Source organism: Cupriavidus sp. GW821-FHT07C08 (genome assembly GCF_059419025.1).
This window is the reverse complement of sequence record NZ_JBWKQZ010000025.1, coordinates 35211-57502: the sequence shown is the minus strand read 5'-3', so window position 1 is coordinate 57502 and position 22292 is coordinate 35211. Positions and strand designations below refer to the sequence as shown.

Here is a 22292-nt window from a genome sequence, read left to right as displayed (position 1 = left end):
AAGTGTAACCGGCAGCGGCCCTCTGTGGCGAGACAGGCCCCCCACATCCGTGGGGAAACGGGGCGGGCCGGCTTTTTCTGGAATCCTTGGGTACGCCCGGGCGCGAAGGCCCCGGCAACAGGGCCTGTGGTTCGGCTTAATGCTCGGCCAGCGCCGATTGCAGCGGCAGCATGATTTTAAATGTACATCCGATGCCGTCGGCATTGTTCTCCACCCACAGGCGGCCCTGGTGCGACTCGATGATCGAGCGGCAGATGTTCAGCCCCATGCCCATGCCGTCGGACTTGGTGCTGAAGAAGGGTTCGAACAGGCGCTCCTTGGTGGCTTCGTCCACGCCCGGGCCCTGGTCGATCACGTCGATATGGACGTTGTCGCCGATCTCGCCCGGCTCCACCCGCGCGTGCAGGCGCACCACGCCGCCGGCATGCAGAGCCGGCAGGCCGGCCATGGCTTCCACGGCGTTCTTGAGCAGGTTCACCAGCACCTGCTCGATCAGCACCGGGTCGACATAGACCGTCAGCGGCGGGGTCGGCAGGCGGGTCAGGATGGTGACGCGGCGGCGCGTGGCCTCCAGGTCGGCCAGGCCTACCGCGTCGGCAACGATGTCGTGCAGCGCGGCCTCGCGCCGCTGCGGCTGGCTGCGCTTCACGAAGCCGCGGATGCGGCTGATGATGGTGCCGGCGCGCACCGCCTGGGCCGAGGTCTTCTCCAGCACCGGGATCAGGTCCTCGGGCGTGCTGCGGCCCGAGTGCAACCGCGCCACCGCGCCCATGCAGTAGTTGTTGATGGCCGCCAGCGGCTGGTTCAGCTCGTGCGCCAGCGACGAGGCCATCTCGCCCATGGTGGTCAGGCGGCTGGTGAACTGCAGGCGCTCTTCATGCTGGCGCGCCATTTCCTCGGCGGCCTTGCGCGCGGTGATGTCGGTGGCGATCTGCATCTGCGCCAGGTGGCCGTCGACCCACTGGATATAGCGGCGGCGTACTTCGAACCATTTCTGCATGTCCGGCACGAACACTTCGCGCGCATCCGATGCGTACGGCATCAGCTCGGATGCCGGCAGGCCGGCGTAGGCGTCGACATAGTCGGTGTTGTCGCTGGAGACCTGGTCCTTGTCGAGGTCGTCGCCGGCCAGCTTCAGGTGGCCCTCGGCCTCCCAGCCGAACAGCTGGCGGTAATAGCGGTTGGCAAAGAGCAGCTCCGCCTTGTCGGTGGCCAGCACCGACACCGCGGCGTCCAGGCTTTCCAGCACCGTGGTGAAGCGGTCATGCGCCGCGGCCAGTTCCTCGCGCGCGCGCTTGGGCTCGGTGATGTCCGTCATCGAGCTCATCCAGCCGGTATGGCGGCCGCGGCTGTCCACCAGCGGCGACACGTACATGCGCGCATAGAAGCTGCTGCCGTCGCGGCGCATCACGCGCATCTCATAGCCGCCGGCGGGCGACTTGCCCTGCAGGGTCAGGTCGATCTGCTTCTGCATCTCCTGCTGGTCGTTGGGCGGCCAGTAGGGGAAGGGCGGCAGGCGCCCGACCAGGTCGTTCTCCTGCCAGCCGGTCATGCGGCAGAAGGCCGGGTTGACATAGGTGATGCGGCCGTTCAGGTCGAGCGCGCGCAGGCCGATCAGCATCGAGTTTTCCATCGCGCGCCGGAACGAGGTCTCGGCCAGCAGCGCGCGCTGCGCCTCGGAGCGGCGGCTGGTGTGGCGCCACATGCTCCACAGGCTCCACAGCAGGAAGCACGACAGCCCCACCACCAGCCACAGCAGCATGTTGTTGGGCAGGTTCGACGCCGGCGGGTAGGCATCGGCGCGCAGCGACAGCGAGTGGCCCGGCGGATCCAGCAGCACCTCGTACGACAGCGCATTGCCCGGCACCGGCCGCAATGAGGTGCTGGCGCGGGTCTGGTTGTTCTTGTCGATCAGCGAGAAGCGGTAGCGCTCGGTCAGCTCGGGCGGCAGCAGGTGCGTGAGGATGCCGTTGATCGCGTACAGCGCGCCGAGCGTGCCGAGGAACTCGTTGTCGCGCACGATCGGCACTTCCATCAGCATGAAGCTGTCGCCGCGCTCGTTGACCAGCGGGCGCGAATAGACCACACGCTGGGTCTCGCGCGCGGCGTCGAAGGTGTCGAGCACTTCGGGCTCGAGCGGCTGGTCCTGGGTCTCGCGCAGGCGGCTGGCGAATTCCGAGGTCGATGGCAGCGACCAGCGGCCGCGCTTGGTGGCATCGAGCCAGTTGATGAAGACGATCTCGGGGTTTTCGCGCAGGATTTCCTGCGCCGCGGTGCGGTAGGCACCTTGCTCGAGCTGCGCGGCGGCGATGTCGCGCGCCAGCGAGGCCAGCTGGTCCTGGTTGCTCAGCAGCGACAGGCGCACGCGCTGCTGTGCCCAGGCGGCGTCGCGGTACAAGGCGTCGCGCTGCTGCTGGCGCTCGGTCTCGTGCAGGGACCACAGGATCACGCCCATCGCCACCGTGAACAGTACGATGGCAACCAGCGGGATGAACATGAACCAGCTGGTGGCGACCAGGTTGCGCCAGCGCAGCCACCACAGCCCGCGCGGTGCGGCCACGGGGGCGCCGTCGTCGGGGCCCAGCGCCTCGATCGGCCCCAGTCCGGCCGCCGGCGAAGGGGCGTGCGCGGGATCGCCTCCGGCCGCCTTGGCTGACCCCGACGCGTCGGGAGGAAGCATGGCTGCACGCAGGCTGGAGAGAAGTCGGTCGAAAAACGGCATGGGAGGGATTGACGGCTGACCGACCAGTGTACCGAGATTATTGCGGTGCGTCGCTTGGGGAAAGCGCCAATGAAAACATTGCTGCTGCGGCCGGTGCGGGCAGGCTTATGGCGCATGGCAGGCCGGTCCGCTGGTGATTCTTGGTGCGCTGCCGCATAATTCCACATTATAAAAAACGATATCGCAATTTGAAAATTTCACTTGTGTTGGACTTTGCGCTTCCATAGAATCGGTTCGACCCAAGAATGCGGGCGGCAGCCATGCGCCTGCCGCGCGGAGAGACCGGAACAGGTTTCCCGGCGGTGGCCCGATGCAAGGCGGCATGGCGCCGGATCCGCAAGTCGGTGCGAGTCATACGTAAAGTCGTGTCCGGGCGCTGCCAGCGCGGGCGCGGAAGCAAAGAATTCACCCAGGAGACAGTCATGTCCGCCGTACCAGAGCAGATTCTCGGCGCCTCGAGCGCCAACGACGCCGATCCCCAGGAAACCCATGAATGGCTCGACGCCCTGCAGGGCGTCCTGGCCGCCGAAGGTCCGGCGCGCGCCGCTTTCCTGATCGACAAGCAGATCGAATACGCACGCGTGAACGGCGTGACCCAGCCGTTCCACGCCGAGACGCAGTACATCAACACGATTCCGGTCGAGCAGCAGGCCCGCATCCCCGGCGACCAGGACATCGAACACCGCATCCGCTCGTACACCCGCTGGAACGCCATGGCGATGGTGCTGCGCGCCAACAAGCACACCAACGTCGGCGGCCACATCTCGTCGTTTGCCTCGGCGGCCACGCTGTATGACGTCGGCTACAACCACTTCTGGCGCGCCCCGTCGGAAGCCAGCGGCGGCGACCTGGTCTTCGTGCAGGGCCACTCGGCCCCGGGCGTGTATTCGCGCGCCTTCCTGCTCGGCCGCCTGACCCAGGACCAGCTCGACAACTTCCGTCAGGAAGTGGACGGCAAGGGCATCTCGTCCTACCCGCACCCGTGGCTGATGCCGGACTTCTGGCAGTTCCCGACGGTGTCGATGGGCCTGGGCCCGATCATGGCCATCTACCAGGCCCGCTTCATGAAGTACCTGGACAGCCGCGGCCTGGCCAATGCCGGCGACCGCAAGGTCTGGGCCTTCCTGGGCGACGGCGAGACCGACGAGCCGGAATCGCTGGGCGCGATCGGCATGGCTGGCCGCGAGAAGCTCGACAACCTGGTCTTCGTCATCAACTGCAACCTGCAGCGCCTGGACGGCCCGGTGCGTGGCAATGGCAAGATCATCCAGGAACTGGAATCCGAGTTCCGCGGTGCCGGCTGGAACGTGATCAAGGTGGTGTGGGGCAGCAAGTGGGATTCGCTGCTGGCGCGCGACACCAAGGGCCTGCTGATGAAGCGCATGATGGAATGCGTCGACGGCGAGTACCAGACCATGAAGGCCAAGGACGGCGCCTACGTCCGCGAGCATTTCTTCAACACGCCTGAGCTGAAGGCGATGGTGGCCGACTGGTCCGACGACGACATCTGGCGCCTGAACCGCGGCGGCCACGATCCGCACAAGATCTATGCCGCCTACAAGTCCGCCAGCGAGCACAAGGGCCAGCCCACGCTGATCTTGGCCAAGACCATCAAGGGCTATGGCATGGGCGACGCCGGCCAGGCCATGAACGTGGCCCACCAGCAGAAGAAGATGCCGGTGGACGCGATCCGCAAGTTCCGCGACCAGTTCAATCTCCCCGTTGCCGACGACCAGCTGGAAGATGTGCCGTACATCACCTTCCCGGAAGGTTCGAAGGAACTGGAATACATGCGCCAGGCGCGCCAGAACCTGGGCGGCTACCTGCCGGCCCGCCGCCAGAAGGCCGAAGCGCTGCCGGTCCCGCAGCTGTCCGCGTTCGAGGCGCTGCTGAAGGCCACCGGCGAGGGCCGCGAAGTGTCCACCACCATGGCCTTCGTGCGGATCCTGAACACCCTGCTGAAGGACAAGCAGATCGGCAAGCACGTGGTGCCCATCGTGCCGGACGAGTCGCGCACCTTCGGCATGGAAGGCCTGTTCCGCCAGGTCGGCATCTGGAACCAGGAAGGCCAGAAGTACGTGCCGGAAGACCATGACCAGCTGATGTTCTACAAGGAATCGCAGACTGGCCAGGTGCTGCAGGAAGGCATCAACGAAGCCGGCGCCATGTGCGACTGGATCGCCGCCGCCACGTCGTACTCGACGCACGGCGTGCAGATGATCCCGTTCTACATCTACTACTCGATGTTCGGCATCCAGCGGATCGGCGACCTGTGCTGGGCCGCTGCCGACATGCGCTCGCGCGGTTTCCTGCTGGGCGGCACCGCCGGCCGCACCACGCTGAACGGCGAAGGCCTGCAGCATGAAGACGGCCACTCGCACGTGTTCCACGCCGCCATCCCGAACTGCATCTCGTACGACCCGACCTTCCAGTACGAGCTGGCGGTGGTCATGCAGGACGGCCTGCGCCGCATGTACGCCGAGCAGGAAGACGTCTACTACTACCTGACGGTGATGAACGAGAACTACGAGCATCCGGAAATGCCGGCTGGCGTAGAGCAGGACATCGTCAAGGGCATGTACCAGTTCCGCAAGGGCGTCGAGAACAGCAACGCGCCGCGCGTGCAGTTGCTGGGCTCGGGCACGATCTTCCGCGAGGTGATCGCCGCTGCTGACCTCCTCAAGAAGGACTGGGGCGTGGAGTCGGACCTGTGGGGCTGCCCGAGCTTCACCGAACTGGCCCGCGAAGGCCACGACGTCGAGCGCTTCAACCTGCTGCACCCGACCGAGACCCCGCGCGAATCGCACGTGGCCAAGAGCCTGAAGTCGGCCCGCGGCCCGGTGATCGCCTCCACCGACTACGTGCGCGCGTTTGCCGAGCAGATCCGTCCGTTCGTGCCGCGCCGCTACGTGGTGCTGGGCACCGACGGCTTCGGCCGCTCGGATACGCGCGAGAAGCTGCGCCACTTCTTTGAAGTGGACCGCTACTGGGTCACGCTGGCCGCGCTCAAGGCGCTGGCCGACGAGGGTGCGATCGGCCGCGACAAGGTCGCCGAGGCCATCAAGAAGTACAACCTCGACCCGAACAAGCCCAACCCGATGTCGGTCTGATCCGGCAGCCAGCACCAACCCCCGCAGTACGGCAACGCCGTGCCGCGGGCGCCCCGGCCAGATGCCGGACGGCGCCTTGCGGCATGGCGGCGTGACAGAAGCGGGCGGCGAAGGTAATCTCGCCGCTTGCGGACGTCGCGCGTGCCGGCCTGCCCAGGAGACACTGAATGAGTCAAGCGATTGAAATCAAGGTGCCGGATATCGGCGACTATGACGCCGTTCCCGTCATTGAAGTGCATGTGAAGCCCGGCGACAGCATCGACGCGGAAGACGCGCTGGTGACGCTGGAGTCGGACAAGGCCACCATGGACGTGCCCTCGCCGCAGGGCGGCGTGGTCAAGGAAGTCAGGATCAAGGTTGGCGACAACGTTGCCGAAGGCTCGGTGCTGGTGATGCTGGAGCCGGCCGGCCAGGCCGCTGCCGCGCCCGCGCCTGCAGCCGCACCGGCGCCTGCCGCCGCTGCACCGGCCCCGGCCCCGGCACCCGCCGCAGCTCCCGCGCCGGCCCCGGCCGCAGCGCCGGCTGGCGGTGGCGGCATCATCGAGGTGAAGGTGCCCGATATCGGCGACTACGACGCCGTGCCGGTCATCGAAGTCCACGTCAAGGCGGGCGACACCATCAATGCCGAAGACGCCGTGGTGACGCTGGAGTCCGACAAGGCCACCATGGACGTGCCGTCGCCGCAAGGCGGCGTGGTCAAGGAAGTCAAGGTCAAGGTCGGTGACAACGTCGCCGAAGGCACGTTGCTGCTGATCCTGGAAGGCGCAGCCGCCGCCGCCGCCCCGGCCGCTGCCGCCGCGGCACCGGCTCCGGCTGCCAGCGCGCCCGCACCGGCACCGGCCCCCGCAGCCGCCGCCCCGGCTCCGGCCGCAGCGCCTGCTGCCGCGCCGGCCGCCGCTGGCGCAACCGGCAAGGCCGCCCACGCCAGCCCCTCGGTGCGCAAGTTCGCACGCGAGCTGGGCGTGGACGTGTCGCGCGTGCCGGGTACCGGCCCCAAGGGCCGTATCACCCAGGAAGACGTGCAGGGCTACGTCAAGGGCGTGATGAGCGGCCAGGCCGCCGCGCCCGCGCAGGCCGCGGCGGCTGGTGCCGGTGGTGGCGAGCTTGGCCTGCTGCCGTGGCCGAAGGTCGATTTCACCCGCTTCGGCGAGGTCGAAAGCAAGGCCCTGTCGCGCATCAAGAAGATCTCGGGCGCCAACCTGCACCGCAACTGGGTCATGATCCCGCACGTCACCAACCATGACGAAGCGGACATCACCGAACTGGAAGCCTTCCGCGTCCAGCTGAACAAGGAAAACGAGAAGGCCGGCGTCAAGGTGACGATGCTCGCCTTCATGATCAAGGCCACGGTGGCGGCGCTGAAGAAGTTCCCGAACTTCAATGCCTCGCTGGACGGTGACAACCTGGTGCTGAAGAAGTACTTCAACGTCGGTTTCGCCGCGGACACCCCGAACGGCCTGGTCGTGCCGGTGATCAAGGACGCCGACAGGAAGGGCGTGCTGGAGATCAGCCAGGAGATGAACGAGCTGGCCAAGCTGGCACGCGACGGCAAGCTCAAGCCGGACCAGATGCAGGGCGGCTGCTTTTCGATCTCGTCGCTGGGCGGCATTGGCGGAACGTACTTCACGCCGATCATCAATGCGCCGGAAGTGGCCATCATGGGCGTGTGCAAGTCGTACCAGAAGCCCGTGTGGGACGGCAAGCAGTTCGTGCCGCGCCTGACGCTGCCGCTGTCGCTGTCGTGGGACCACCGCGTCATCGACGGTGCCGAGGCCGCGCGCTTCAACACGTACTTCGGGCAACTGCTGGCGGATTTCCGCCGGATCCTGCTGTAAGCGGGGTTGCGCCGGGCGGGCAGGCCGACGGCCTGGCCTGCCCGGCGCACCACGCGCAACCGGGAGCGAGCCATGACTACCTGCGTGGTCGTCAGGAAGGGCGCCGAGGTGGCCATTGCGGCAGACGCGCTGGTCACCTTTGGCGACACGCGCCTGTCGCGCGCCTACGAGCGCAACCAGAAGGTGTTCCCGGTGGGCGACGGCTTTATCGCGCTGGCCGGGACCACCGCGCACTTCCCGGTCATGCGCACGCTACTGGCGGGGATGGGCGAAGAGTGCCGGCTGGGCTCGCGCGATGACGTGTTCCGCACCTTCCTGAAGGTGCACGAGAAGCTGAAGACGGACTACTTCGTCAACACCAAGGAAGACGAGGACGATCCCTACGAGTCGTCGCAGATCGTTTGCCTGATCGCCAATCCGGCGGGCATCTTCGGCGTCTACTCGTACCGCGAGGTGTTTTCGTTCGACCGCTTCTGGGGCATCGGCTCGGGCCGCAACTACGCGCTGGGCGCGATGCATGCGGTCTATGACCGGCCGGACCTGGATGCGGGCGAGATCGCGCGCATCGGCGTCGATGCGGGCGTGGAGTTCGACAAGAGTTCGGCGGGGCCGATCGAGGTGCACACCGTGCGGCTGCACGAGGGTGACGCTGCACCGGCGCCGGCGGCTGGCGGTACCGCGGGTGGCAATCCGTCGACCGGCAATACAGCACCCGACAGCGCGGCAACCAACAACGACGGCGCGCCCTGAAGCCGAGAGGCGGGCGCGCATAGAGGAGCAAACATGAGTGTGATCGAAGTCAAGGTGCCGGATATCGGCGATTTCGACGCGGTGGAAGTGATCGAGGTGCTGGTCAAGGCCGGCGACACGGTCGAGGTGGAACAGTCCCTGATCGTGCTGGAATCCGACAAGGCCAGCATGGACGTGCCGTCGTCGGCCGCCGGCAAGGTGGTCGAGGTCAAGGTCAAGGTCGGCGACAAGGTCGGCCAGGGCGCGGTGATCTGCACCATCGAGGCCCAGCAGGCCGCGGCCGCCCCGGCGCCCGCGCAAGCCCCGGCATCGGCACCGGCGCAGGCTCCCGCACCCGCGGCGGCTGCTCCGGCCCCGGCTCCTGCCGCCGCCAGCCACAGCGGCGGCGCCGATATCCAGTGCGAGATGCTGGTGCTGGGCGCCGGCCCCGGCGGCTATTCGGCCGCCTTCCGCGCCGCGGACCTGGGCATGAACACCGTGCTGGTGGAGCGCTACGGCACCCTGGGCGGCGTCTGCCTGAACGTGGGCTGCATCCCGTCCAAGGCGCTGCTGCACAACGCCGCTGTGATCGACGAAGCCAAGGCGCTGGCTGCCCACGGCATCCTGTTCGGCGAAGCAAAGATCGACCTGGACGGCCTGCGCCACTACAAGAACCAGGTGGTCGGCAAGCTGACCGGCGGCCTGGCCGGCATGGCCAAGGCGCGCAAGGTGCAGGTGGTGCGTGGCATCGGCAACTTCCTCGACCCGCACCACCTCGAGGTCGAGCTGACCGAAGGCGAGGCCAAGCGGACCACCGGCAAGAAGACCGTGATCCGCTTCGAGAAAGCCATCATTGCCGCCGGCAGCCAGGCGGTGAAGCTGCCTTTCATCCCGGAAGACCCGCGCATCGTCGACTCGACCGGCGCGCTGGAGTTGCCGGAAGTGCCGAACAAGATGCTGGTCATCGGCGGCGGCATCATCGGCCTGGAAATGGCCACGGTGTACAGCACGCTGGGCGCCGACATCGACGTCGTCGAAATGCTGCCGGGCCTGATGAACGGCGCCGACCGCGACCTGGTCAAGGTCTGGGAAAAGAAGAACAAGGACCGTTTCGGCAAGGTCATGCTGAATACCAAGACCGTTGCGGTGGAAGCCAAGCCGGACGGCGTCTACGTCAAGTTCGAAGGCGAGCAGGCGCCGGCCGAGGCGCAGCGTTATGACCTGGTGCTGGTCTCGGTGGGCCGTGCGCCCAACGGCAAGCGCATCAGTGCGGAGAAGGCCGGCGTGGCCGTGACTGACCGAGGCTTTATCAACGTCGACAAGCAGATGCGCACCAACGTGCCGCATATCTACGCGATCGGCGATATCGTCGGCCAGCCGATGCTGGCGCACAAGGCGGTCCATGAAGCCCACGTGGCGGCGGAAGCCGCGCACGGCGAGAAGGCTTACTTCGATGCCAAGCAGATCCCGTCGGTGGCCTTCACCGATCCGGAAGTGGCCTGGGCCGGCCTGACCGAGGACGAGTGCAAGGAGCAGGGTATCAAGTACAGCAAGGGCGTGTTCCCGTGGGCCGCTTCGGGCCGCGCCATTGCCAACGGCCGCGACGAGGGCTTTACCAAGCTGATCTTCGATGAGGAAACCCATCGTGTGATCGGCGGCGGCATCGTCGGCACGCACGCGGGCGACCTGATCAGCGAAGTGTGCCTGGCGATCGAGATGGGCGCGGATGCGGTGGATATCGGCAAGACCATCCACCCGCACCCGACGCTGGGCGAGTCGATCGGCATGGCGGCGGAGATCTACGAAGGCACGTGTACCGACGTGCCGCCGCCGCGCAAGCGCTGAGCGCCGTTCGCTGCAAGCGAGAAAGCCCGCCTGGACAGGCGGGCTTTTTCATCGGAAAATTATGCAATTAACCGCCAGAATTTGCCGACGTCCGCGAGATTGCGACAGAAGCTGCGCAAGACCTTCGCTGCCTATACTGAATTCAGCCGGCATGCACCCCAAGGCGACCGAGGCCAGCACTGCATATTCGCACGCGGCCGATCGTTTGCCGGATGCCTGCTGCCGGGATCCGGTGGCCCCCGGTGGGCTACCGTTCAGCTGACAAGGAGGCACGACGTGTTCAAGCATCTTCTTGTTGCGGTAGACGGCTCCGCTCTGGCCGAAGCGGCCTTTCGCAAGGCACTGGCGTTCGCGAAGGAGACCCAGGCCAGCATTACGGCGGTGCGCGCCTGCCAGGATTTCCATATCACGACTTACCACACCGAAATGCTCACCGACACCCGGGAGCAGTTCGAAGAGGCGGTCCTCGAGGACGCATCGAAATACCTCGACGGTATCGCGCGAGAAGCCGCCGCGGCAGGCGTGCCCTGTGACACCAGCAGCGTGGTCGACGATCACCCCTACGACGCCATCATCAAGGCTGCCGAAGAAAGGGATTGTGACCTGATTGTCATGGCGTCTCATGGGCGCCGCGGTGTGAAGGGGCTGCTGATCGGCAGCGAAACCCTGAAGGTACTGACCCACAGCAAGATTCCGGTGCTGGTATATCGCTGAATGTCGGGGGCCCCAGCATCATGCCGCCGGACACATTCGTGATGCCACCATGGTTGCCTGTCATGGGCGCCATAAAGGATCCGCCATGAGCACTCGCCGCTATGTCGTGATGATCGACCAGCCCAGGGACGTTGCCGACGAGCAGATGGCAGAGTACATCAAGCATGCCATCGCCGGCTGGGGTGCCGGATTGCCCCCGCCTCCGGCGGACAGCCCGTTCTTCGACCTGGATGTGTTGTCGGTAACCGTGATCAGCAAGCCGCACAAGGACCATCCATGAAGGATGTGCCCGGTTCAGGGAGCTACCCCGGCCGTTACTGGCATTTCCTGGATGACGGCCGCATGCAATGCGACCTCTGCCCGCGCCACTGCCGCCTGCATGGCGAGCAGCGCGGCGCTTGCTTCGTGCGCCAGCGGGTCGGCGACCGGATGGTGCTGACCGCCTACGGCCGCTCGTCGGGCTTCTGTATCGATCCTGTCGAGAAGAAGCCGCTCAACCACTTTTACCCGGGCTCCGCCGTCCTGTCGTTCGGCACGGCCGGCTGCAACCTGGCCTGCAAGTTCTGCCAGAACTGGGATATCAGTAAATCGCGCGAGATGGAGACCCTGGCCGATGCGGCCATGCCCGAAGCGATCGCCGCATCGGCGGCGGCGCATGGTTGCAAGAGCGTGGCCTTCACCTACAACGACCCGGTGATCTTCGCCGAATACGCCATGGACGTAGCCGATGCCTGCCACGATCTGGGCATCAAGGCGGTGGCGGTGACCGCCGGGTATATGGGCGCCGAGGCGCGGCGTGATTTCTATTCCAGGATGGATGCGGCAAACGTCGACCTGAAAGGCTTTACCGACGCGTTCTATGTTGCCTTCACCGGGGCGCACCTGCAGCCGGTACTGGAGACGCTCCGGTACCTGAAACACGAAACCGATGTCTGGCTGGAGATCACGACACTGCTCATTCCCGGCAAGAACGACAGCGATGACGAGATCCGCGCCGAGGCCCAGTGGATCGCCAGGGAGCTTGGCCCCGACGTCCCGCTGCACTTCACCGGATTCCATCCAGACTACAAGATGCGAGACGTGCCGCCGACACCATGCTCCACCCTTGCGCGCGCTCGCAAGCACGCGTTGGCGGAGGGACTGCATTACGTCTACACCGGCAACGTCCACGATACCGCCGGTGCCACCACGTATTGCCCTGTTTGCCGCGCGCAGCTCATTGTGCGCGACTGGCATGCGATCGAAAGCTATCGCCTGACGCCCACGGGAACTTGCCCGGACTGCTTTGCGCAGATTGCAGGACGTTTCGGCAATTTTGAGCGTCAGTTCGGGCGGCGACGGATTCCTGTGCACATCGGAGGATAGGCCTGCATGCAGGCCCGGGGCCCACGGCCGTTGTCACTGGAACCAACCTGGTGGAAAGGTGAAGAGCAAAAAAAAGCCCGACCTGTAGAGGTCGGGTTTAACGATACCTTTGGACAAGGAGACCGCGGTACCGAGGAGACATCGGCAGACAAGGCAGCGCCGGTGCAACTCAGTCAGGGCACTTCCTTCATCGTTGGCAAAGCACACCGCAAACGCCGGGCGTCGATATGCTTTGCCAACGGACCGGCCGTAGCCGGTCCATCCAACGCAGACTGCTATCAGGCAGCCGTCGTCTTCTTCGCCGTGGCCGTACGGGCCGTGGCGCTGGCTTGCTGGGCAGCCTTGGTGGCAGCCGTTGCCGCAGCCTGGAAGTTGGTTTCAGCGATTTCGACCGCTTGCTTGGTCGCCTTCTGCACCGACTCGTAGGCGTTGTTGGCAGCGGAGATCGCCGACTTCACGATGGCCACGGTCGATTCCGAACCGGCCGGGGCATTCTTGGCCAGGTTCTCGACCAGCGCTTGCACGTTCTTCGAGCCTTCGGCCAGTTGGGCCTCGGCTACCTTGGTGAACTCGCTCTGGGTTTCCGAAGCGATTTCATACAGGTGGCGGGTGTAGGCCAGGGTCTTTTCGGCAACCGGCTGCACGGCTGCGGCCTGGATGGCCAGCAGTTCCTGCGCGTCCTTGGCCGACAGTGCCTTCTTGGCGTTGTCGACGCCTTCTGCGAACGAGGTCTTGACGACCTGCAGGTTCAGCTCGACGAGCTTTTCGACGCCTTCAAACGCCTTGGTGGTCAGGCCGAACAGCGTTTCGAGGTTGGCCTTTTGCGCTGCTGCAACTTGTTCCGGGGTGAGGATCATTGCTGGTCTCCAGTGGTGAACTTCAAGGTCTAGCAAATTAAGCCGCCTAGATGTCAAGGCCGTGACGGTGTTGTGCCCGATTCGGCCAGCCCAGGCGTGTGGGTGGGTCAAGGCGCATTTCTTGTTTGGTGCGCCGCAACAATTCCTATTTTAGAGACGCCGGATTCAATGTCAAGTGGATTTTGTGCGATGCACAAAACAGCGTGGCAGAAGATGTACGGATGTGGCGGCTGCGCCATCCCGGGGCGCTCCGACGATGACCGGGCAGGGGTGCTACCATCCCGGATTGCCCGCGCCCGCACGGCTGGCCGCCGCCGGGAATCCAACAAGACGTGAACCGAACCGCCCAGGCCACTTCCATGCTCGCCTTCTACGCCGACCACTTTGTGCTGCCACTGCCACCCGGGCACCGTTTCCCGATGCGCAAGTACAGCATGCTGCGCGATGCCGTCGCGGCGCAGGTGCCGGGGCTGCTCCTGGTGGAGGCGCCACGCGCGGGCGACGACGCCTTGTTGCTGGCGCACACACCCGGGTACGTGCAGGCCGCGTCAGCCGGCACGCTCGACGCGGCGCGCCAGCGCGAGATCGGCTTCCCGTGGTCCGAGGCCATGGTGGAACGCTCGCGGCGCTCCGCCGGCGCCACCATCGAGGCCTGCCGGACGGCGCTGCGCGAAGGCGTTGCCGTGAACCTGGCGGGCGGCACCCACCATGCGTATGCCGACAAGGGCGGCGGCTTCTGCGTGTTCAACGATGCCGCCATTGCGGCGCGCGTGCTGCAGCGCGATGGTGCCGTGCGCCGCGTGGCCGTGGTCGACCTAGACGTGCACCAGGGCAACGGCACCGCGTCGATCCTGCAAGGCGATCCGTCCGTGTTCACGCTGTCGCTGCATGGCGAGAAGAACTATCCGTTCCGCAAAGAAGCCAGCGACCTGGACGTCGGCCTGCCGGACGGCTGCGACGACGACACCTATGCGCAGGCGCTGCAGGCGGCGCTGGACACGCTGTTCAGCCGCTTCGATCCTGAGCTGCTCATCTACCTGGCCGGTGCCGATCCGCATGAGGGCGATCGCCTCGGACGGCTCAGGCTGACCCTGGCGGGCCTGGCGCGGCGCGACCGGCTGGTGTTCGATGCCGCGCATGCACGCCAGTTGCCGGTGGCGGTGGCGATGGCGGGCGGCTACGGCAACCAGATCGAGGACACGGTTGCGGTCCACGCACAGACTGTGAGCCTGGCCGCGCAATATCACGCGCGCCATGCACAGGTGGCGCTTGCCTCATGAGCGGCGTGATGGAGCAAGGCGGCGCAGCGGCAAGCGCCCGCGCCACGCTGTGGGTGGCGTCGATGCCGTGGCTGTTCGTGCTGATCTGGAGCACCGGCTTTATCGTCGCCAAGTACGGCATGCCGTATGCGGAGCCGATGACCTTCCTGTTCCTGCGCTTTGCCGGCGTGGTGGTGCTGATGGTGCCATTCGTGCTGCTGGCGCGCGTGCCGCTGCCGCGCCTGCCAGGCAAGGCGGAAACGGACTGGCGCGGGGTCGGCCATATCGCCGTCGCCGGGCTGCTGCTGCAGACGGGCTACCTGGGCGGCGTCTGGGCGGCGATCAAGCTTGGCATGCCCGCCGGCGTATCGGCGCTGATCGTCGGCATGCAGCCGATCCTGACCGCGCTGATCGCCACGCGCATGGGTGAGCGCATCGGCGCGCGCCAGTGGCTGGGGTTGCTGCTGGGCATTGCCGGCGTGGCACTGGTGGTGGCCAACAAACTGGGTGCCAGCGGGCTCACGCCGGCAAGCCTGGCACTGGCGGGTGGCGCCTTGCTCAGCATCACGGTCGGCACGGTCTACCAGAAGCACTTTTGCCCGGTGTTCGACCTGCGCATGGGCTCGGTGATCCAGTTCGCCGCGGCGGCACTTGCGTGCGTGCCGTTCATGTTCCTGTTCGAGACCCGCGCGGTGCAGTGGAGTGCGGCGATGTTCGGCGCCATGGCGTGGTCGGTGGTGGCGCTGTCGATCGGCGCGATCTCGCTGCTGTTCCTGCTGATCCGGCAGGGCGCGGCCACCAAGGTGTCGAGCCTGATGTACCTGACGCCGCCCACTACCGCGGTAATGGCCTGGCTGCTCTTCGGCGAGCGCTTTCCGCCGCTGGCCGCTGCCGGCATGGTGCTCGCGGCGCTGGGTGTCGCACTTGTCATCCGCCGCTAGCCGCGGCGCGTTCGAGTCGCGTACGCGGCTACTTCAGAGTATTCCTATTCCATCCTGTTCCGTCCACGTCTCATGAAACCGCAAGCCGAGTCGCGCAGTGCCTATCCGTACTTCCAGCCGATCACCACGCGTTGGATGGATAACGATATCTATGGCCACGTTAACAACGTTGTCTACTACAGTTATTTTGATACCGTGGTGAATACCTACCTGATCCGGCAGGGCGTGCTCGATGTCACATCGGGCGACACGATCGGGCTGGTGATCGAGACGCAGTGCAACTACTTCTCGTCGCTCAGCTTCCCCGAGACTGTCGTGGCCGGCCTGCGCGTGGCAAGGCTGGGCGCGTCGAGCGTGCGCTATGAGGTCGGGCTGTTCAGCGGCGACAACGAGACCGCCGCCGCGCAGGGGCATTTCATCCACGTCTATGTCGATCGCGCCACGCGCCGGCCGGTGCCGTTGCCCGAGCCGCTGCGCGAGGCGCTGCTGCCGTTGGTAATGACCGACGCGGTGGCGGGCGGGCAAGGGTAGGGACGGGGCAACAGGAGATGAACAAGATGTCCCACGAGGTGCAATTCGGTTCGCAGGATGCCGTGGACTGCGTGGATCGCGCGATCCTGACGCGGCGTTCGGTGCGGGCCTTTCTCGATACGCAGGTGCCACGCCGGACCGTCGAAGAAATCCTGGCCGTGGCCAGCCGTGCGCCGTCGGGCACCAATACGCAGCCGTGGCGCGTCTATGTGCTGTCCGGCGAGGCCAAGGCCAAGCTGTGCGCCGATGTGCTGGGCGCCTACGAAGACCCCGAGCGCGACAGTAAGTACCTGGAGGAGTATCCGTACTACCCGCGCGAGTGGGCCGATCCCTACTTGTCGCGGCGGCGCAAGGTGGGCTGGGACCTGTACGGGCTGCTTGAGATCAGCCGCGAAGACAAGGCGCGCATGCATGAACAGCATGCGCGCAACTTCCGTTTCTTCGATGCGCCGGTGGGGATGATCTTCACCATCGACCGCATCATGGAGCAGGGCAGTTGGCTGGACTACGGCATGTTCCTGCAAAGCATCATGGTCGCCGCCCGGGCGCGCGGGCTCGATACCTGCCCGCAGGCGGCGTTCACGCAGTTCCACAAGATCATCGGCAGTCACCTGCGGCTGCCGCCGGAGGAAATGGTGGTGTGCGGCATGTCACTGGGTTTTGCCGACCCGGAAGCGATCGAGAACCAACTGACCACGGAACGTGAACCGGTCAGCGGGTTCGCGCGTTTCCTCTCATAGTAAAGCTTGTATCAATGTGTAACGATGAATGCCGATATACAAGGTGACTTCCCTGTATTGGCTGGAGCGTTTCCAAGGGGCAGCAAGGTGAACCCGGGTACGCCTGGGGCAAGCCAGAGACGGTTCGCATGCAAACGTGACCTTTTGGTTGCTTTTTCCACAATGTGGAAATGTTTGCAAATCGAACTTTAAGGAGCGTCTGTAAGTCTTTAATCTTGCTAACAATTTCTTTCTTTCCTACACTAGCGCCATTCCTATGCGCTGAACGAATCATGTTCCGGTCTGATTCCATTTTTTCAAGATTCTTCGGCTCCGCACCCCTGTCCGCTGTTGCTGCCGCGGTCCTGGTGTCGGTGTCGATGGTCGCGGCACCCGTGGCCCAAGCGGCCACCACTTCTGCAACCACCCAAAAAACGACCAAGAAGCAGGCAAAATCGGCTAACGCCGAGAAAAAGAGTGCTTCGAAGACTGTCGCCAAGAGTTCGCGTGGCGGCAAGGTCGCCAAGAGCGAAGCGAGCAGCACGCGCAAGGTGGTGGTGCTGAGGAACGGCAAGCGCCATACCGTCGTGGCCCAGCGCGCGGCACCCGTGCGCGCCGTCTTCACCCCGGCCAAGCCGTCGCTGGGCGAAGCCATGGGCTTGCGCGACACCGATGACGCGCTAGCACTGCGTTCCAGCGTGGCGCTGGTGATGGACCAGAACTCGAACGAGGTGCTGTTCCAGAAGAACGCCAGCGCGGTGCTGCCGATTGCCTCGATCACCAAGCTGATGACCGCGCTGGTGGTGATGGACGCCCGCCTGCCGATGGACGAAGTCCTGACCATCTCCGAGGACGACCGCGACACCGAGAAGCACAGCAGCTCGCGCCTGCGCTTCGGTACGCAGCTGACGCGCCAGGAACTGCTGCTGCTGGCGCTGATGTCGTCCGAGAACCGCGCCGCGTCGGCACTGGGCCGCAACTATCCGGGCGGCCTGCCGGCCTTTGTGCAGGCTATGAACCGCAAGGCCCGCGAGCTGGGCATGAATGACAGCCACTTCGTCGATTCCAGCGGGCTGTCGAGCAGCAATGTGTCGAGCGCAACAGACCTGGTGCGCATGGTCAACGCAGCGTACCGCAACCCGACCATCCGCGAGTTCTCGACGCAGACCGAGCATGAGGTCAACGTGATGGGCCGCACCCAGCACTACGTCAGCACCAACCGCCTGGTGCGCGGCGGCAACTGGGAGATCGGCCTGCAGAAGACCGGCTTTATCTCCGAAGCTGGCCAGTGCCTGGTGATGCAGGCCAAGGTCCAGGGCCGCAACGTGGTGATGGTGTTCCTGGACTCGGCCGGCAAGCTGTCGCGCTTTGCCGATGCCAACCGCGTCAAGGAATGGCTGGAGCATGCGCCGTCGCCATCGTCCCCGCAGCGCGGCTTCCCGTCGTCGCCGAACCTGACGCAGGCTCCGGGCGGCGCGCACGCGATCCTGGCCTCGCAGCAGTCGCGCGGCATCTGATACGGAAAGCCTGACCGGAAAAAACGCGCCGTGCTACGGCGCGTTTTTCTTTTTGGCGGCCGCTGCCGTCAGAGCAGCTTGCCGGGGTTCATGATCCCGGCCGGGTCGAACACGGCCTTGATCTCGCGCATCAGCCGCAGTTCCAGCGGGTCCTTCATGGCCAGGAAGGCATGGCGCTTGAGCTGGCCGATGCCATGCTCGGCGCTGATGCTGCCGCCGTAGCGCATCACTTCGTCCAGCACTGCGTCGGTCACCGCATCGCCTTGCGTGGCCGCCCAGTCCCTGGGCGCGCCGGCTGGGCGCGACAGGTTGTAGTGCAGGTTGCCGTCGCCGAAGTGCCCGAAGATAAAGGGCCGGATGGCGGGATCGAGCCCACGCAGCCGCGTTTCCATCGAGGTCATGAAGGCCGGGATCTGCTCGATCGGCAGCGAGATGTCGTGCTTCAGGTGCGGGCCGTCGGCGCGCTGTGCCTCGGAGATTTCCTCGCGCAGTTTCCACAGCGCCTGCAATTGTGCGAGCGAGGCAGACACGGCTGCATCGAGGCACAGCTCGCGCTCCAGCGCCTCGCCGATGACGCGTTCGAGCAGCGCGTTCAGTGCCGCTTCATCGGTGGTGTCGGCCAGCTCCACCAGCACATAGGCGGGGTAGCGCTGCGCAAACGGTTCCTGCACCCCTTCCGCGTGCGTGAGCACCAGGTCCAGGCAGTCGCCGGTAAAGAACTCGAAGGCCTGCAGGCGCGCGCCGCATTGCGCGAACAGCAGCTCGTAGAGTGCCAGCGACTGCGCCGGTGAGGCCACCGCCGCCAGCACCACGCTGCGCGTGTCGGTGCGCGGGAACAGCCGCAGCGCGGCCGCGGTAATCACGCCGAGCGTGCCTTCGGAGCCGATCAGCAACTGCTTCAGGTCATAGCCGGTATTGTCCTTGCGCAGCGTGCGCAGGCCGTGGAAGACCTCGCCGTTGGGCAGCACCGCTTCCACGCCCAGCACCAGCTCGCGCGCCATGCCATAGCGCACCACGTTCACGCCGCCGGCATTGGTCGCAAGGTTGCCGCCGATCTGGCATGAATCTTCAGCCGCCAGCGACAGCGGCAGCAACCGGTTGGCGTCTTGCGCCGCGCGGCGCAGGTTGCCGAGGATGCAGCCGGCCTCGGCAACCATGGTGTTGGCGATGGTGTCGAGCGAGCGCACCGCGTTCATGCGATCCAGGCTCAGCACCACGTTCTGCGCCTGCGCATCCGGCGTGGCGCCTCCGCACAGGCCGGTATTGCCGCCGCGCGGCACCACCGGCACCGCGGCCTGCTGGCACAGCGCCAGGGCGCGCGATACCTCGTCCACGGTACGCGGCCGCAGCACGGCCTGGGCCTGGCCGCGGTAGATGCCGCGCCAGTCGGACAGCCACGGGGCGATGTCGTCGGGGTTGGTCAGGACGGTGTCGGCGCCGAGGGCCTCGGTGAGCCGCTGGGCGAATTGGCCGGTTTGCATGATGGCGATTGTCGTTTCAGGAAAGGGAATGGTGGCTGGCGGCGCGCGCTGTCGACGTTTCATCGGCGCGCGTGCGCAGCACAAGGCCAAGCCGGCGTGCGGCGCATTGCAGGTGCGTCACCGCGGCCGCGCGGGCTGCCGCGGCGTCGCCACGGCGGATGGCATCGACGATCGCTTCATGCTCGGCATGGACGGTCTCGGCCAGGCCGGCCTGGCGCAGCGTATTGGCGCGCGCGGTGGCCACGGCCTGGTGCAGTTGCAGGTTCAGGTACTGCAGCAGTTGGCGGTAATAGGGGTTGTGCGTGGCGGCAGCAATGCCGATATGGAAGGCGGCGTCGATATCGGCGGCCGGCTGCGGGTCATAGAGATGAGCGTGCAGCCGCTGCAGCAACGCGCTCAGTGCGGCCACGTCCTCGTCGCTGCGGCGCACGGCGGCCAGCGCCGCGGCGGCGCCTTCCAGGTCGATGCGCAGGTCGTACAGGTCGGCCAGCCCGCTGGCGTCGATGTCGGGTTCGCGCAGCTGGAACCCCGCCGCTCCGGTACGCGAGCGCACCGTGCAGCCAACGCCCTGGCGTGACTCGACGAACCCCTGCGAACGCAGGTGCTCGGTGACTTCGCGGATCACCGCGGCGCTGACGCCGTACTGCTCGGCCAGCTGCCTGCCGGTCGGCAGCCGGCTGCCGACCGGGTAGGCGCCGCTTTCGATATCGGCGCGCAGCTGGCGGGTGACCTGTTCGGTGAGGGTGACGGCGCGGGTTCGCATGGGTCCCGATTATAAGGTTTGCTGGTTATCTGAAAACTAAGGGTAAACCTTTGAATTGGGATGGCCGCAGCCACAAAGCAAAACGCGCGGACTGCCATGATGGCAGCCCGCGCGTTGGCGGTGGCTGGTGATTCGGTCTTTTCAGGCGGCAGCTTCGGTCACGTAGCCCATGCCGCGCGAGATCTGCAGCGCCGTGTCCTTCAGGTTCTGCAGCCAGCTGTCCTGCAGCCGGTCGGCCGGCGCCGACAGCGACAGCCCGGCCACCAGCCGGCGCGAGTCGTCATAGATGCCGGCGGCAATGCAGCGCACGCCCAGTTCCAGCTCTTCATTGTCGCGCGCATAGCCGTTGGAGCGAACCCAGCTGAGCTCCCGCTCCAGCTTGGTCAGGTCGGTGATCGAGGTGCGGGTATGTCCGGCCAGCCCGGTGCGGGTGGCGTAGTTGCGCACGCGCGCGGCTTCGTCCGCAGCCAGGAACAGCTTGCCGACCGAGGTCAGGTGCAGCGGCGCGCGGCCGCCGATGGCGCGCACCACCTGCATGCCCGAGCGCTCGCTGTAGGCGCGCTCGATGTAGACGATCTCGTCGCCCTGGCGCACCGACAGGTTCACGGTCTGGCCGGTGACGCGGTGCAGTGCGCGCATCGGCGCCAGCGCCGCGTCGCGCACCGACAGGCGTGCCTTGACCAGGTTGCCCAGTTCCAGCAGCCGCATGCCGAGCCGGTAGCTGCCGGGATCGGAGCGGTCGACAAAGCGGCAGGCCACCATGTCGTTGAGAATGCGATGGGCAGTTGAGGGATGCAGCCCCGTGGCCAGTGACAGCTCTTTCAGGCTGACCGGGTCGGCGTGCTGTGCGAGCGCGTCCAGCAGGGTCATCATGCGCTCGATGACCTGGATGGACGTCTTGCCGGGTGACTTGTCTGCGTCGGACATAGAAGTGAAGAGGAGAAATGTTGCCTTGCGGCATTTTTAAGCGTCTGCCTGATTCTATCTCGCATTGTGAAAATTTCAATAGGTGAAATGACATTACCGTAAGAAACGCCCGGTGATGTCGCTCCCGGAAGTGATGTGCATTGCACCGGATTCACGTGCTTGCTGAACGGTTTGTGCGCCACGCGCGACGCAAACGCGCATAATTGCGGGGTTTCGGGGTCTGGAGAAGTCGACAATGCGAGTTGGTCTGTTCGCCACCTGCCTGGTGGACCTGATGCGTCCGGAAATCGGGTTTTCGGTGCTCAAGCTGCTGGAAGCCGCCGGCTACGAGGTCATGGTGCCCGAGGCGCAGACCTGCTGCGGCCAGCCGGCCTACAACTCGGGCGAGCGCGCGGTGTCGCGCGACCTGGCGGAGAAATTCCTGCGCGAGTTCGAGATGTTCGACTACATCGTGGTGCCGTCGGGCAGTTGCGGCGGCATGATCCGCCAGCACTACGGCGACCTGCTGCACAACGATCCCGAACTCAACGGCCGCTACGAGCGCCTGCGCGAACGCGTGTTCGAGCTGACGGATTTCCTGGTCAACGTGGCCAGGGTGCAGACGCTGCCGTCGTCGTTCTCGGGCCATGTCACCTATCACGATTCCTGTTCCGGCCTGCGCGAGCTGGGCGTCAAGCAGCAGCCGCGTGAGCTGCTGTCGCGCCTGCCGGGCGTGCAGTTGACAGAAATGAAGGATTGCGAAGCCTGCTGCGGTTTTGGCGGCACCTTCTCGGTCAAGTACGGCAATATCTCGACGGCGATCGTCGATGAGAAGTGCGCCAACATCAAGGCCAGCGGCGCCGATACGGTGGTGCTGGGCGACCTGGGTTGCATCCTCAATATCGAAGGCCGCCTGCGCCGCACCGGCGACAGCAGCACGCGCGTGCTGCATATCGCCCAGGTGCTGGCGGGCGACGCCTGACATCCGCTGAAATCGG

18 protein-coding genes are annotated in these 22292 nt (G+C 65.8%); 13 read left to right on the top strand and 5 right to left on the bottom strand.

Annotation, left to right across the window (positions count from 1 at the left end; translation table 11 throughout):
• Window positions 1-136: 136 nt before the first annotated feature.
• Window positions 137-2722, bottom strand: a complete 2586-nt coding sequence (locus AC07UK_RS26840; protein WP_436221340.1) for a PAS domain-containing sensor histidine kinase — start codon at window positions 2720-2722, stop codon at window positions 137-139.
• Between the two features lie 422 nt (window positions 2723-3144).
• Between AC07UK_RS26840 and aceE the strand changes: the two genes are divergently transcribed.
• The 7 genes from aceE to amrS all read left to right on the top strand — a co-directional run bounded on the left by aceE (window position 3145) and on the right by amrS (window position 12320).
• Complete coding sequence (gene aceE / locus AC07UK_RS26835; RefSeq protein WP_494686819.1) at window positions 3145-5832, top strand: pyruvate dehydrogenase (acetyl-transferring), homodimeric type; 2688 nt, start codon at window positions 3145-3147, stop codon at window positions 5830-5832.
• Between the two features lie 167 nt (window positions 5833-5999).
• Window positions 6000-7667: a dihydrolipoyllysine-residue acetyltransferase gene (aceF, locus tag AC07UK_RS26830; RefSeq protein WP_494686818.1), complete on the top strand. Its 1668-nt coding sequence runs from the start codon at window positions 6000-6002 to the stop codon at window positions 7665-7667.
• A gap of 72 nt (window positions 7668-7739) precedes the next feature.
• Window positions 7740-8417 carry an Ntn hydrolase family protein gene (locus tag AC07UK_RS26825; RefSeq protein ID WP_436221343.1) on the top strand — a complete coding sequence of 226 codons (678 nt, stop codon included), beginning with the start codon at window positions 7740-7742 and terminating at the stop codon, window positions 8415-8417.
• 33 nt (window positions 8418-8450) lie between these two features.
• On the top strand, window positions 8451-10241 hold the full coding sequence (gene lpdA / locus AC07UK_RS26820) for a dihydrolipoyl dehydrogenase (RefSeq protein ID WP_436221344.1): 1791 nt from the start codon (window positions 8451-8453) through the stop codon (window positions 10239-10241).
• Window positions 10242-10517: 276 nt separating this feature from the next.
• Window positions 10518-10955: a universal stress protein gene (locus AC07UK_RS26815; RefSeq protein WP_436221345.1), complete on the top strand. Its 438-nt coding sequence runs from the start codon at window positions 10518-10520 to the stop codon at window positions 10953-10955.
• An 85-nt stretch (window positions 10956-11040) separates the two neighbouring features.
• Window positions 11041-11235, top strand: a complete 195-nt coding sequence (locus AC07UK_RS26810) for a hypothetical protein (RefSeq protein ID WP_013956395.1) — start codon at window positions 11041-11043, stop codon at window positions 11233-11235.
• The gene (gene amrS, locus AC07UK_RS26805; RefSeq protein WP_494686817.1) at window positions 11232-12320 is read left to right on the top strand and encodes an AmmeMemoRadiSam system radical SAM enzyme; all 1089 of its coding nucleotides are present in this window, start codon (window positions 11232-11234) and stop codon (window positions 12318-12320) included. Before AC07UK_RS26810 ends, amrS begins: the two co-directional genes overlap by 4 nt.
• A gap of 278 nt (window positions 12321-12598) precedes the next feature.
• Here amrS and phaP1 read toward each other — a convergent pair whose 3' ends face one another.
• On the bottom strand, window positions 12599-13177 hold the full coding sequence (gene phaP1 / locus AC07UK_RS26800; protein WP_011615034.1) for a TIGR01841 family phasin PhaP1: 579 nt from the start codon (window positions 13175-13177) through the stop codon (window positions 12599-12601).
• A 359-nt stretch (window positions 13178-13536) separates the two neighbouring features.
• Between phaP1 and AC07UK_RS26795 the strand changes: the two genes are divergently transcribed.
• The 5 genes from AC07UK_RS26795 (at window position 13537) to pbpG (ending at window position 18144) form a co-directional block, all read left to right on the top strand.
• Complete coding sequence (locus AC07UK_RS26795; protein ID WP_494686835.1) at window positions 13537-14457, top strand: histone deacetylase family protein; 921 nt, start codon at window positions 13537-13539, stop codon at window positions 14455-14457.
• Window positions 14454-15377 carry a DMT family transporter gene (locus AC07UK_RS26790; protein ID WP_436221348.1) on the top strand — a complete coding sequence of 308 codons (924 nt, stop codon included), beginning with the start codon at window positions 14454-14456 and terminating at the stop codon, window positions 15375-15377. Before AC07UK_RS26795 ends, AC07UK_RS26790 begins: the two co-directional genes overlap by 4 nt.
• 72 nt (window positions 15378-15449) lie before the next feature.
• The gene (locus AC07UK_RS26785) at window positions 15450-15908 is read left to right on the top strand and encodes an acyl-CoA thioesterase (protein WP_436221349.1); all 459 of its coding nucleotides are present in this window, start codon (window positions 15450-15452) and stop codon (window positions 15906-15908) included.
• A gap of 17 nt (window positions 15909-15925) precedes the next feature.
• Window positions 15926-16648: a nitroreductase gene (locus tag AC07UK_RS26780; RefSeq protein WP_081050391.1), complete on the top strand. Its 723-nt coding sequence runs from the start codon at window positions 15926-15928 to the stop codon at window positions 16646-16648.
• 272 nt (window positions 16649-16920) lie between these two features.
• The gene (gene pbpG, locus AC07UK_RS26775; RefSeq protein ID WP_436221350.1) at window positions 16921-18144 is read left to right on the top strand and encodes a D-alanyl-D-alanine endopeptidase; all 1224 of its coding nucleotides are present in this window, start codon (window positions 16921-16923) and stop codon (window positions 18142-18144) included.
• Window positions 18145-18212: 68 nt separating this feature from the next.
• On the opposite strand, the gene AC07UK_RS26770 is transcribed toward pbpG, so the two are convergent.
• From AC07UK_RS26770 to AC07UK_RS26760, 3 genes are all read right to left on the bottom strand, one after another.
• Window positions 18213-19625 (bottom strand): FAD-binding oxidoreductase, encoded by a 1413-nt coding sequence (locus AC07UK_RS26770; RefSeq protein ID WP_013956403.1) that lies wholly within the window; start codon window positions 19623-19625, stop codon window positions 18213-18215.
• Between the two features lie 16 nt (window positions 19626-19641).
• Window positions 19642-20388, bottom strand: a complete 747-nt coding sequence (locus AC07UK_RS26765; RefSeq protein WP_494686816.1) for a FadR/GntR family transcriptional regulator — start codon at window positions 20386-20388, stop codon at window positions 19642-19644.
• A 141-nt stretch (window positions 20389-20529) separates the two neighbouring features.
• A complete protein-coding gene (locus tag AC07UK_RS26760) occupies window positions 20530-21315 on the bottom strand; it encodes an IclR family transcriptional regulator (protein WP_013956405.1) in 786 nt (261 codons plus the stop codon).
• A gap of 235 nt (window positions 21316-21550) precedes the next feature.
• Between AC07UK_RS26760 and AC07UK_RS26755 the strand changes: the two genes are divergently transcribed.
• Entirely contained in the window at window positions 21551-22276 is a 726-nt protein-coding gene (locus tag AC07UK_RS26755; RefSeq protein WP_011615043.1) for a (Fe-S)-binding protein, read from the top strand.
• Window positions 22277-22292 lie beyond the last annotated feature (16 nt).